The sequence below is a fragment of the Corynebacterium nasorum genome, assembly GCF_030229765.1.
Lineage (GTDB): Bacteria > Actinomycetota > Actinomycetes > Mycobacteriales > Mycobacteriaceae > Corynebacterium > Corynebacterium kefirresidentii.
The window spans coordinates 261,188-274,479 of the sequence record NZ_JASPGY010000002.1 but is presented as its reverse complement, the minus strand read 5'-3'; the positions used below and the strand labels follow the sequence as shown (position 1 = coordinate 274,479).

At 54.2% G+C, this 13,292-nt stretch carries 7 protein-coding genes and 1 pseudogene; 7 read left to right on the top strand and 1 reads right to left on the bottom strand.

Features of this window, described 5'->3' with window-relative positions; genetic code table 11:
- The first annotated feature begins 69 nt into the window (after positions 1 to 69).
- The 5 genes from QP904_RS03105 (at position 70) to QP904_RS03085 (ending at position 6,399) form a co-directional block, all read left to right on the top strand.
- The gene (locus QP904_RS03105; RefSeq protein WP_023020081.1) at positions 70 to 2,022 is read left to right on the top strand and encodes a glycosyltransferase; all 1,953 of its coding nucleotides are present in this window, start codon (positions 70 to 72) and stop codon (positions 2,020 to 2,022) included.
- A complete protein-coding gene (locus QP904_RS03100; RefSeq protein ID WP_023020080.1) occupies positions 2,012 to 2,527 on the top strand; it encodes a phosphatase PAP2 family protein in 516 nt (171 codons plus the stop codon). The genes QP904_RS03105 and QP904_RS03100 overlap by 11 nt, the downstream gene beginning before the upstream one ends.
- Complete coding sequence (locus tag QP904_RS03095) at positions 2,520 to 3,500, top strand: decaprenyl-phosphate phosphoribosyltransferase (protein WP_023020079.1); 981 nt, start codon at positions 2,520 to 2,522, stop codon at positions 3,498 to 3,500. The genes QP904_RS03100 and QP904_RS03095 overlap by 8 nt, the downstream gene beginning before the upstream one ends.
- 53 nt (positions 3,501 to 3,553) lie before the next feature.
- Entirely contained in the window at positions 3,554 to 5,248 is a 1,695-nt protein-coding gene (locus QP904_RS03090; RefSeq protein WP_200288547.1) for an arabinofuranosyltransferase AftB family protein, read from the top strand.
- A 137-nt stretch (positions 5,249 to 5,385) separates the two neighbouring features.
- Positions 5,386 to 6,399 (top strand): alpha/beta hydrolase, encoded by a 1,014-nt coding sequence (locus tag QP904_RS03085; protein WP_023020077.1) that lies wholly within the window; start codon positions 5,386 to 5,388, stop codon positions 6,397 to 6,399.
- Between the two features lie 328 nt (positions 6,400 to 6,727).
- Here the strand turns inward: QP904_RS03085 and QP904_RS03080 are convergent.
- Positions 6,728 to 7,920 (bottom strand): annotated as a pseudogene (locus QP904_RS03080) (IS1249 family transposase).
- 885 nt (positions 7,921 to 8,805) lie between these two features.
- On the opposite strand from QP904_RS03080, the gene QP904_RS03075 reads away from it, so the two are divergent.
- Both QP904_RS03075 and QP904_RS03070 read left to right on the top strand, forming a co-directional pair.
- A complete protein-coding gene (locus QP904_RS03075; protein ID WP_198010439.1) occupies positions 8,806 to 9,615 on the top strand; it encodes a GDSL-type esterase/lipase family protein in 810 nt (269 codons plus the stop codon).
- A gap of 378 nt (positions 9,616 to 9,993) precedes the next feature.
- Positions 9,994 to 13,263: a cytochrome P450 gene (locus QP904_RS03070; RefSeq protein ID WP_200288549.1), complete on the top strand. Its 3,270-nt coding sequence runs from the start codon at positions 9,994 to 9,996 to the stop codon at positions 13,261 to 13,263.
- Positions 13,264 to 13,292 lie beyond the last annotated feature (29 nt).

Sequence of the window (13,292 nt, the reverse complement as noted above, 5' to 3'; positions counted from 1 at the left end):
TACTTATGCAAAAGCAACTACGCTAAATCGCTGACTACTGTTTATACCGTTTGGAGAATCGAAGTTATCGTGACTGCCAACAACACCCAGGCCCATGAGCCCCTGCAGCGCATTCTGCTGCCTAAGCGCGGCGAGCCCTTTGATGTGCGGATGCTCTACCTCATCGAGGCCGAGCAAAACCGCGAACGCCTCAGCTGGTTTAACCGCACGTCCGTAACCATCCCGGCCGGCGAGGAAGCCTCTTTTGAAACCTACTTCAACGCCTTCCCGGCCTCCTATTGGCGCCGCTGGTCCCAGCTGCGCTCCGTTATCCTCAGCCTGGACATTGAGGGCCAGGCAAATATTTCCCTCTACCGCTCCAAGCAGGATGGCCAGCGCATTTCCGTGGCCAACCACCTGGTAAGCACCGGCCACCATGAGTTCGAGCTGCCACTCAAAAACTTCGAAGACGGCGGCTGGCTGTGGTTCGATATCACCGCCGAGCAGGACACCACGCTTGCCGACGCCGCCTGGTGCTCCCCCCACGCCCCCGGCCCGCAGGTGCTGCCGGACGGCACCGAGCAGCCGGCCCAAGACAAGCGCGTGGCGGTAGGCATTCCCACTTTCAACCGCCCGACCGATGCCGTAGCAGCCCTTAAGGCATTGGCCGAGGACCCAGTAGTCGATGAGATCATCGACTTCGTCCTCATGCCGGACCAAGGCAACCAGCACCCTGCCGATGAGCCAGGCTATGACGAGGCAGTCGCTCACTTTGGTGAGCGCTTCCGCGAGTTCCGCCAGGGCAACCTAGGCGGCTCCGGTGGCTACTCCCGCATTATGTACGAGGCGCTGGGAAATACCGATTCGCCCTTCATCCTTTATATGGACGATGACATCGCCATCGAACCGGATTCCGTGCTGCGCGCGGTGCAAGCGGCCCGTTACGCTGCCAAGCCGATTATCGTCGGTGGCCAAATGCTTAACCTGCAGGAGCGCTCCCAGCTGCGCACTACCGGCGAGCGCGTCAACCGTGCCGATTTCATGTGGGGTGCGGCACCGCACGCCGTCTACGACCACGACTTTGCCAAGTACCCGCTGCGCGCCATCGGTACCCGCGAAACTCACCTAGATCCCAAGAAGTACGATTCCCGCGCGCTGCACCGCCGCGTTGACGTGGAGTACAACGGCTGGTGGATGTGCCTCTTCCCGCGCATTGTGGCAGAAACCAACGGCCAGCCGCTGCCGCTCTTTATCAAGTGGGACGATACCGAGTATTCCCTGCGCGCGGCGCGCAATGGCTTCCCCACGGTGACCTGGCCAGGTGCCGCCATCTGGCACATGGCTTGGGCCGATAAGGATGATGCCATTGACTGGCAGGCCTATTTCCACCTGCGCAACCGCCTCATCGTTGCCGCGATGTACCACGAGGGACCGGCCAAGGGCATTACCAAGTCCATCTTCAAGTCCACCCTCAAGCACACCATGTGCATGGAATACTCCACCATGGCCATCCAGATTGAAGCTATGCGCGACTTCCTAGCGGGGCCGGACCATCTCTTTGACATCCTGGAGTCCTCGCTGCCGCGCATCGCGGAAATCCGCAAGAACTATTCCGATGCTGTCATTTTGGAATCCGCAGATGAGCTGCCCTCTCCCACCGGCGCGCCGGGTGTGCCTACGCGCAATATCGGCGGCCGCCTAGCCAAGATTAAGAAGATCCCGTGGGCCATCAAGGGCCTCAAGCACCTCGTGAGCAAGGAAGACGCTGCGCACCACGAGGCGCCTCAGCTTAACCTCACTCCGGACGAGGCCCGGTGGTTTACCCTTTCCCGCGTGGACTCTGCCACCGTCTCTACCGCAGGTGGCACCGGTGTGGCCTTCCGTAAGCGCGACCGCGACTTGGCCAAAGACCTCGTATCGCAGACCCGCGAGCTACTGAAGGAGATCGAGGAAAACTTCGATGACCTGCGCACTGAATACCGTGCGGCGCAGCCGGAGCTGACCTCGCGCGAGTCCTGGAAGAAGGTCTTTGATGCCCAATAAACTTTCCGTAGCAGAATCGCGCGTCCTCGAATCCATCCAGGGTGCGGCCTTTGACGTGCCCGGCGTGCTTCCCACCGCCCGCGGGCTGAGCCACTGGGGCGAGCATGCCCTGGGCTGGATGGGCAGCGCTGCGGTAGGGGCGGGCGTCGACAAGCGCCGCCGCGAGGGCTGGATCCGGGTGGGCGCTGCTGCTTTTCTCGCGCACGCCGCTAGCGTGGTGCTCAAGCGCATCGTGCGCCGCAAGCGCCCCGATTATCCGTACGTGCGCGTGGGGGTAAAGACTCCCTCCAAGCTATCTTTTCCCAGTTCGCACGCGACCTCGACTACTGCATTCCTGGTGGCGGCGAGCCGCCTTACCGGCTGCAAGGCGCCGCTTCTCGGCGTGCCAGTCATGATGGCATCGCGTATGGTCCTCGGAGTGCACTACCCAACAGATACGGCAGTGGGTGCGGCCATCGGCGCTGCTACCGCAGAGGTCGTGATGAAAGGAATGAAGCATGAGTGATGATGGAAACCAGCACTTTTTCCATTCGGAACCGCACACCTCTGGCGTAGATACCGGCCGCAAGCGCAAGCCGCCGAAGAATCTTGTCGATGGCATGATTAAGGCCCTGCGTCCCAAGCAGTGGGTCAAAAACGTCCTCGTGCTGGCGGCCCCCGCCGCGGCCGGCGCCGATGCCCTATTTCACGGCCGCGTGCTTGTCGATGTCCTCTTGGCCTTCGTCGTCTTCTGCCTCGGCGCTTCCTCCATCTACTTGATCAATGATGCGAAGGACTGGCGCGAGGATCAGGAGCATCCGACCAAACGCTTCCGCCCGATTGCCTCCGGCGTGCTGCCCATCAAGCTCGCCTATGTCATGGCCGTGGTGCTCATCTGCTTGTCCATCGGGCTATCCTTCCTTGCTACCGCTGGCCCGCAGCTGGCAATTGTGATGGCGATTTATATCGCGTTGCAATTGGGCTATTGCTTCGGTTGGAAGCACATGCCGGTGATTGATATCGCCCTGGTTTCCTCCGGCTTCATGCTGCGCACCATGGCCGGTGGCGTGGCTGCAGGCATCGAGCTTTCGCAGTGGTTCCTGCTGGTGGCGGCCTTTGGCTCGCTATTTATGGCCTCAGGCAAGCGCTACTCGGAGATCCTTCTTGTGGAGCAAACCGGCGCGAAAATCCGCAAGTCCCTGGAAGGTTATACGCCTACCTACCTGCGCTTCGTGTGGACGCTAGCCGCCACCGCGGTGGTTATCTGCTACACCCTCTGGGGCTTCGAGCTTGCTAACGATGCCCAGACCGGTGGCGTGTGGTACCAAGTCTCCATGGTGCCGTTTACCATCGCCATCTTGCGCTATGCGGCCGATGTGGACCGCGGCCAGGGTGGCGCTCCGGATGAGATTGCACTGGAGGACCGCACTTTGCAGGTTCTCGCTTTGGCTTGGCTCGCTTGCATCGCCATGGCGGTGTATATCATGCCGTTGTTCTAGACACAGCTGAATCGATATAGAAATTTTCCTCGGGGCTGATAAACTTTCTTCCCGTGCTTAACACCGACCACAAGAGTATCGCCCGCTGGAGTACCCCGGCGGTCGTTCTTGTGATCGGTGTTTTATCTTTGTGGGGCGGTTTTGCGCGCCGCTGGATTTCCGATGACGGACTCATTGTCCTGCGAACCGTGCGCAACCTCGAAGCCGGAAATGGGCCCGTGTTCAATATGGGCGAACGCGTAGAGGCCAATACCTCCACGCTGTGGCAGTACCTCATTTTCCTGGTGCGCTGGGTGACCCACGCAAACCTAGAAGGCATCGCCATTTACTTGGGGCTCATCCTGGCGGTAGTAGCAATGGTGGTCGGTACGGGGGCGTCGGCAAGCATTCGCTCTGGCGCTGTTCTTCCGGCCGGTGCGCTGGTGTATCTGGCCCTTCCGCCGGCCAGGGACTTCTTCACCTCGGGACTGGAGTGGGGCCTCTGCATTTTCTATCTAGCTGTGCTCTGGTCGCTATTGCTGCGTTGGTCGCGGCCGGCCCGCCATTCCAATAGCAATAGCGACGCCTACTGGCTAGCTTTCTGGGCCGGATTGTCTTGGCTGGTGCGCCCAGAGCTCGCCCTGTACGGCGGTCTGGTGGGAATCATTCTCCTCGTGTCTCATCGATCGTGGAAAGTTATCGCTGTCGCGGTGCCGTTGCCGCTGGCTTATGAGGTCTTCCGCATGGGCTACTACGGCCTGCTGACCCCACACACGGCTGTGGCTAAGTCCGCGGCTGACTCCGAATGGGGCAAGGGGTTTACCTACCTGGCGGATTTTGCCGGCCCATACTGGCTCTTCCTGCCGCTTATCGTGCTCGCCGTGGCAGGTCTATGGAAGGCAAACCTGCGCCCCACCGCGGTGTGCTCTACTGCCACCGCTATTTATCTCTTTGAAGGCACTGCGCTCATTCACACGCTCTACGTGCTGCGCGTGGGTGGAGATTTCATGCATGGTCGCATGCTTTTGCTCCCACTTTTTGCGGCACTGCTTCCCATTTTTGTGGTGAGCGTTCGAGCATGGATAGCCTCCGTGTTCTGTGCGGTATGGGCGCTAGTTATCGTTCTGCGCGGACATCCGGTGGACCGCAGCATCTACGAGGGCGAGATCTCCATCGTGGATGAGCGCGATTTCTGGACCAACGCGACCCAGCGTGAGGATCCTCCCATGCGGGCCGAAGAATTCCTCGGCGCCAAGTTTATGGAGGACTACCAAGAGGGCATCGACGAGCTGGAGGCTGGCGACGCCATGACCTTCCGCTATATCAAGGGGGAAGATAGGTTCTCGTGGACGGCGGCCCCCGCAGATCCCTCGCGCACCGACCCACCGACCGTTTACCTGCTCAATTTGGGCCTTTCTTCCATGAATGCACCGCTGGATATTCGCGTGCTGGACAATATTGGACTCAGCAATCCTTTGGCGGCGCGCCAGCCACGCATCGTGGGTGGACGCATTGGGCACGACAAGAGCTTGGATATGTCATGGCAGGTGGCAGACTCTGCCGTCGATATTGACGAGGTTCCGGCGTGGATTGATAAGTACGAGGTTGCCAAGGCTCGCGCCGCTCTTGCCGACGCCGATTTTCAGAAACTCTTCGCCACCTACAGGGATCCTTTAACTTGGGACCGTTTCTGGAAAAATATTAAATTCTCCCTGACAGACGGGCGGACCCTAGCCTTCTCCTCGGATCCCTCGGACTACCTGCACTAATTCCTTCAAATGCAGACTTTAGGGCCAACCTAAGTTACACTAACCTGTGACATTGTTATCGATCCGTGACGTTAACGATATACGGGGTTCGGACGATAAAGCTTAGTGACAATCACCGAGTAGTTTGGAGGAGAAAGATGACTGCTTCCATCAAGGGTCGCGTCCTTTCAGTCATCATGGCAGTTGCCGTAGCTTTGGGCTTGGCCGTCGTGGCGGGCTCCCAGCCGGCCGAGGCAGCCAACCGCGACTGGCTGCGCCGTGACGCCACTGGTACGTGTGAGTGGGACAAGGTTGCCTGGTGGGTCCAGCGCTGTGACGTGTGGTCCCAGGCCATGGGCCGCACCATCCCGGTACAGATTCAGCCCGCAAAGCGCGGCGGCAATGCTGCCCTCTATTTGCTTGATGGTCTCCGTGCCACCGATCGCACCAACGCGTGGGTAAACGACGTCAATGCTGCAAGGACCTACGAGCCGCACAACATTACCTTGGCTATGCCGGTTGGCGGTGCCGCTTCCTTCTATGCTGATTGGCAGGGGCCTGCGACCTACGATCTATCAAACCCCGTTAATTATAAATGGGAGACGTTTCTGACCAGCGAACTCCCAGGCTATCTGGAGCGAAACTTCGGCGTTGCACGTAACAATAACTCTATTGCGGGTTTGTCGATGGGCGCTGGTGCCGCGCTAACCCTGGCAGCGAAGCACCCGAATCAATTCCGGCAAGCGCTGTCTTTTTCCGGTTTCTTGACTACCACTGTTCCGGGGGCACAGACGTTCATGCGTCTGGCTATGTTGGATGCTGGTGGCTTCAATATCAATGCAATGTACGGATCGCTGTTTAATCCGAAGCGTTTCCAAAACGATCCGCTGTTGCTGATCCCTCAATTGCGTAACACTAATCTATATATTTCTTCGGCCTCTGGTATTCCTGGTCCTGGGGACAGCCATTATCTGCCAGAGCATCAAGCCGCTGGGGCAGCCTTAGAGGTCGGGTCTAACGTGACTACTCACGTGTGGGAAGGTGCTGCGCGGCTGCAAGGTCTAAATCCGACTGTAAGCTACCCAGCCCAAGGCCTGCACAACTGGGAACAATTTGGTTATCAGCTTAATCGCTCTAAACCTCAAGTTCTGAACGTGATGAACGCGTGGTAGCGCAGTAGTTCATTTACTAGAGTTGGTTGTTTGAACAGTGTCCTTATAACTAAAGGCCGACAGCTAGAGTTGAAGATCGCAGTACAATCATGGTCTCGCTATATTGAATTGGTATGAATCTGAATGGCCCTACGGGGTCGCCTCTTGCCACATCTGATTGAGTGGACACGGGTGTGGTTCTACGCGACTAGTCCGATTTTATTTGCGGTCATAGCCATCAAATTGATGGAGCAGTAATAGCACCACGAGTTCCGTCGTTTCGCCTTGTAGCGTGCGTACCAGATAAAAATTTCCTGTGGGGTACGAGATGTTTTGAGGAGAACTTGGCTTAAGGGTCAAAATGTGTGTCTGGCTCGGCGTGTCGCTGGGATTGGATTTGGCCTTTTTGGATGCCGATTGAGTGGGTGTACACGGTGTCGATACCGTTGTCGTAGAGGGCTGGTCGTCCTGTTTCGTGGTCGGCTTGGTTCTCGGTGTGGGTCAGGATGGATACTTTGGCGAGTTGGTCTTGGCCCCAGTGGGACTGCTTGGCGATGCGTAGTGGCTCGTCGGGCAGTTCTGCTTTAGATAGAGCCACCACTCGAGCATTCGGCGTTGGCGTTCTCCGCGTCGTCCGCGGTTTGTTCTCGCTAGTAATTTCAACTGGGGGTTGATTCCGCCTTCGAGACTATTGGTGGTGGCTTATATTCGTGAGTATCAACGACTCCTTCAGGCGGGGTGAGGTAGACAAGCAGCAGGTCGCTACGCCAGGCTGTTGTAGGCCTTGCGCACGTTTGCATGGGCCAACGTATGCGTTCAATGGACTGTTTGGGGTCTTTGACGAGGGTCTTTTCCTGTAACCAGGTGCGGTAGACTGGGGCGAATCCATTCAGTTGTGCGCCCCCATTGGCTGGCTTGGTCGATAGTGGTAATGCGTGTGAGTTTGGGTGCCAGTTGGTAGATGGGGCACCCAGCATCAGTACGTGGACGTGAGGTGGTATGGTGGCGTACCACACGCTGAGCATGCACCAGGCAGCGTTGGATGACAGTGGTAGGCCAGCACTGTTTGATGGCACTAGCAGCTCCTTGCTCGCCGTCAATGACGGCGATTGAAGGCGCTGATATTCGTTCCAATAACTGTGTGTAGGCATGGGTGGTTTCGCGCTTGCACCAGTGGCAGGCAATGACGTGGTCTAGGGTGCCGGCCACGATTAAGCATCTGCTGGCGGTGTAGGTGCCGTCGATAAAGACTTGGTCATAGATCCGCCCGGTATGACCGACGATGAGGTCGGGAACATCTACAAGCCAGCACCAGCTAAAGCGTCGTTTCGTTGTTGAAGCACTGACACCATTTTGTGTAGCCAAAGCTTCCAGTGAAGTTGTGGAGATGCAATGTTCGATGAACTGGCTCAATGCGGCAGCTTTGGTGACATCTGGTCGGCTTTTATTGACTGAAACTCCGCAGGCCTTACACCGCCTTCGGGTAGTTCCTTTGCATTTGGTATCGCCGCCGCAGTGGCAACGTGGTCGATCCTTTGGCATTGGGCCACCAGACCACCGCCTATTACCACGGGTTGGCTACCACATCGTGGATTTCGCATCTGAAGCTCAGATATACGCCCGCGAAGCATATATCCTGCGAAACCCTACAGGTCAGAATCTAAAAATACCTGATCTTAGACATGCATTGTGACCCTCAACCCCCGTTTTATTCGAACAGCGTAAAGAGAGCGTCAAGGGAATTTTGGTATCAGTGGTAAAGCGCACTAGCAGTCAGTTAGCGCGTGTAGGTGCCATTCCGGTGCATTGAACGAAAAACGGCCCTACTAAGGAGCAGTGCACCGCCAAAGCGATATTCCAATGTGTCAACTCGAATGCATGCTTACAAACTAGCCACGCCTTCTGCTCAAAAGACGGAGGAATGTCCGAACGCTGGTCAAGCATTTATGGTTTGCATGTAGTGGAATCCGCGCAAATATAGTGCTCTAGTGCGAGGAGATTTAGCAAGTAATGGGGACACATGGGATACAGCGCAGAAAGGGATTTCTAAAAAAGTTACAAGCTATACAGAATATCCCTGAGGAACTTTGAGATGACGTGTAACATTTTAACGAAAGCTGAAGAACTATAAATAGTGCCACTGCGGTACTTTCAAAGATTGGCCAGTCAATTTTAACCTTGAGAAGAGGACCAATGAAGATACGAAAAATTTGCGGTGTAATAGTCGCGCTCGCCATCGGGGTATCAGGGGTGCCAATTGCACAGGCAGCCCCTTCTTTACCATCGTTACCTCAACAAGCGCCGACGCTTCCCCCGTTGCCGCAAATGCCACCGCTTCCCCAACTGCCGCAAATGCCACCGCTTCCCCCGTTGCCGCAAATGCCACCGCTTCCAGCGGCACCAATAAACCTCCAACCAAAGCCTCAAGTGAACCAAAACGTTCGGGAAACCTATCTGAGCTTTGGCGACTCCGTAGCGGCCAACCCTACAGCACTAGACGTGGCGGTATACAAGACTAAAAAGAACGTCCCGAATCTTGAGTGGCCAACCATTCGCAATGGCTCCTGCGCACAGGATCCTAACAACTTTGCAGTTCAGGCTGCGAAGCGTACTGGCCTGCGCCTAGAGGACTATTCTTGTCCGGGAGCGACTGCATACGTCGAACCGCACGGAAATGATGCAATCCCACATGACACAGTTCGTCAGCAGGTTGAGCGAGCAATAGCGGATCGTAAGCTTGATGCGAATACGCGGCTGGTGACTATCAGTGCTGGAGTTAACGACACTTACCAGCCAAATAACTTGCCATCAATGACTACACAGCCCCAACGAATGGCTCGTTACGATGCGGCAATGACAGGTGCTATTAACCGTGTGAAAAGCGTCGCCCCCAACGCAAAAGTAATTCTTCTGGGAATCCCAGATGAAACAGATGGGCACAATCATACATGTGGCTCTAATCTTCTAGGGGTTACCAGTCACTGGTATTTCCCACTTGTGGCCTATTACCAAGATGAAGTGCGAGAACAGCAACGATTGGCCGCTCTGCATACGGGAAGTGAGTTTCTGGATATGGTCGCCGAGATTTCCGTTCAAAGTGGCAAGAATGGGTGCTCTAATGATCCTGGACGTTATGGTGCCTCGATCTTTGACGATTCACCGCATAAGTTGGCCGGGCATCTCACTGATGCCGGGCACGGATATTATGGTAGGCGTATTGCCGAAACTTATCGCTAAGGCATCCAAATGGGTCAACAGGCAGGTGATGGAAATAGCCACTAATTCCTGTCTATGACTTTTACTAGAAGAGACGGCAATTTCGTCATTGACACAGAAAGAACGACGATATGACTCCTGAGTTTGTATTCACACTGGTCCAGAACTATCCGCTCACGACGCCGCTGGTTCATCTAACCGGTACATTGCGTTTAGACAATTTCTTGGACAGAACCTTGAATGCATGGCCGAGCATTCAACAAGTATTTCAATTATTTTAGAAGTACGCCTTCAAGAGCCATTTAACGTAGCTGTACAAATACCTATCTGTAAGTCCAACAAGGACTTCAATCCGAGACGTATTACTGCGATGTGAATTCAAAGAAGGAGCTAATCTAGATGACTGGCACTATCACCAACGCCTCGAAAAATGACAATAACTCAACTTGTTTGGCGGAATTGCCAGGACCCAAGGTTTACCCGTTTGTCGGAACTGCATATTCGGTTGACCCTAATAACGTTGTACAATCCGCAACTAAGCTTGCTAAAGAACATGGGCGATTTTATCGACAGGTAATCCCTGGGACAGAGCCTTTCTATGTAGTGAGCTCCTTCGCACTGGTGGATGAACTATCGGATGAATCCCGATTCCATAAATTAGTCCACCCTGCTCTGCAAGTAGTGCGTAATTTTGCGGGGAATGGACTGTTTACTTCTGAATATGATGATCCGGAGTGGGGCAAAGCCCACCGTATTCTCATGCCGGCGTTCAACCCGTTAGCGTTGCGGAGTATGTATGGTCAAATGACGGACATTGCGGACCAGTTAATGCTTAAGTGGTCCAGAAATTCTTCAGGAGCGGCAGTTGACGTTGCTAATGATTTCACTCGTTTGACTCTCGATACGATCGCGCTATGCTCGTTCAGCTATCGGTTTAACTCGTTTTACACCGAAGGTTTCCACCCGTTTGTCAATGCAATGGCAAGAGGCCTACATCATGCAGGCCGAAAGGCTCACGCACTTGAAATTCAAAAAAAGCTTGACTTTATTGGTCAACACCGATTCCAGGGGGACATTAAAACCATGGAAAATACGGTGGATGAGTTGATTTCAGAGCGGCGTCGGAATCCCAGCGCTGAGGGTGATGAAGATGTTCTCGACGTGATGATGAATGCTGAAGATCCGTCGACTGGTGAAAAGCTAAGCGATGAGAACCTCCGTTATCAGCTCATTACTTTTCTGATTGCAGGCCACGAGACTACCTCAGGACTTCTAAGTTTTGTGGTGTATGAGTTAATCAAGAATCCGGAAGTCCTTCAGAAAGCTCGAAAATTAACAGACAAGGTTTTGAATGGTCGCTTTCCTAAGTATGAAGATCTTAAAAATCTGGGATACATAGACCAGATCTTACGTGAAGGCTTGCGACTATACCCGACGGCACCAGCATATGCTGTGACACCTTATGAAACCACCACAATCGGCGAAAATGGAGGAACGGCTGGCGACCCTGTAACTGTTAATCCAGGCGACACTCTTCTTGTCCTTTTGGGACACATGCATCGTGATCCGGCTGTGTGGGATAGTCCTGAGGAATTTAGACCGGAGAGGTTTGAATTTGAAAGTGCAAAGAAAATTCCGCACAACGCCTGGAAGCCGTTTGGCAACGGCGAGCGATCCTGCTTAGGCCGTGCATTCGCCATGCAGGAAGCGACAATGGTTCTTGCTTTAATTATCCAACACTTCGATCTTGAATTCGCTGATCCTTCATACGAACTTACCATGTTGGATGGACTCACTTCGAAACCGAAAGATCTATTGATCAACATCGCTCCGCGAGAAAAGTTCCCGTACCGGGGTCGAGGCGGGGAGTCTGAGACCGAAGCAGGTGGGTCGATTTCCGGCGAGGAAAGGCTTGACAAGGTTGCGGTTGCCGAGCCAAACGGTCATAAGCTGCGGCTATTCGTCGGATCCAATGCTGGGACTTCTCGGAATCATGCGAAGAAACTGGAAGCGTTCGCTAATTCGCAAGGTTTTGAAACGGAGGTGGCTGACCTCGATGATGCAGTTGATGACCTGCACTCTGGAGACGTAGTAATAATTGCTACCAGCTCTTATGAGGGATTGCCGCCGGAGAATGCGAAGTCTTTTTTCAAGTGGCTGACCACTGGGGACTGTCCTGACTTAGGTGAAGTAAGCTTTGCCGTAGTTGGTAGTGGTAATTCCGAATGGGCGGAAACGTTCCAACGCGTGCCGTCAGTCATCGATCAGGCTATGGAAGCGGCGGGGGCTAACCGGCTCGTCGATAGAGGAGCTGTAGATGTTCGCGGAGACTACCTCTCGGATTTCGCGGACTGGGAAAAGCAGCTTTGGCAGGCTATTGGAGATCATCTTTCGGTAGAAATTAACAGCCAAGACGAAGCGAATTCAGTTCAGATCCAGTACATGAGCGAAGGTCGAGCAGATGCCCTGTCGACCGATTCGGAGAGCGAGTTTTTTGAGGCCGAAGTTCAAAAAGTTGTCAGGCTTTCAACCGCCGCAGATGGACCGATCAATGATAAGTACCGGGTGGATATAGAGCTACCTCAAGAAGTTAATTATTCTACAGGTGACTATCTTGAAGTACTACCGCGAAATCCAGAAGTTTCAGTAAATCGCGTTTTGGATCGATTTAGGCTGTCAAGCGAAGCCCGCATAAAGCTGAACGGCAAATCTACGATTCTTCCAGTCGGCCAAGTGATGACTCTTACTGAACTACTTACTAACTACGTTGAGCTTGCAACTCCAGTTAGTAAACAGCACATCGGCATCCTACAACGCAACTGTGTGTGCCCCCCGGAAAAGAAGGAATTGGAAATGCTCCTTGAACCGGCCACTTATGCTCAGTTGTTGAAGAATAGGACCTCATTGATAGACCTCCTCGAGAAGTATTCATCAATTGATTTGAGCTTTGAAGAGTATTTGTCCCTCCTCGAGCCACTGAAGCCCCGCCGCTACTCTATTTCCTCCTCCTCGTTGGCATCTACGAATCGGGTGTCCCTTACCTTCTCTAGGCTAGAGTCTCCAGCTTGGTCTGGAAGTGGAGTTTTTTCCGGTGTTGCCTCCAACTATCTAGCTGGACTAAAACCAGGGGCAAAGGTTTGCGTTTCCGTTGTTGGTGGAAACCCCCACTTCCGCGCCGATGACGTGGACAAACCAGTGGTGATGATCGGTGCGGGTACAGGGATCGCACCTTTGAGGGCGTTCATCGAGGAACGCGCGATTCAATCACGGAATAGAACGCGTGCTGTGGAACCTGTACTACTCTTTTTCGGATGCCACGGACCAGATTCGGATTACTTGTATCGGGAAGAATTGGAAGTCTGGGAGAAAGACGGTCTAGTCGACGTTAGGACAGCCTTTTCTAGGCATCCAGAAATGAATTCTTCCCAAAATGAAGTGAAGTACGTCCAAGACAAAGTATACGAGAATCGTCACGAGGTAATGGACTATATTTCCAGGGGCGCGAGGGTCCTAGTTTGCGGAGATGCGACCAAGGTTGCGCCCTCGGTGCGTGAAGTCATGCGAACGATTGTTGGGGAACATCTCAACCTAGATGAAAGCGCTGCCGCCGCTGCAGTTGGAAAGATGGAACGAGAATCGTTTACCTATGTCACTGATGCATTTTCATAAAATTGCAACTAAGTAATTTAAGCCGTGAA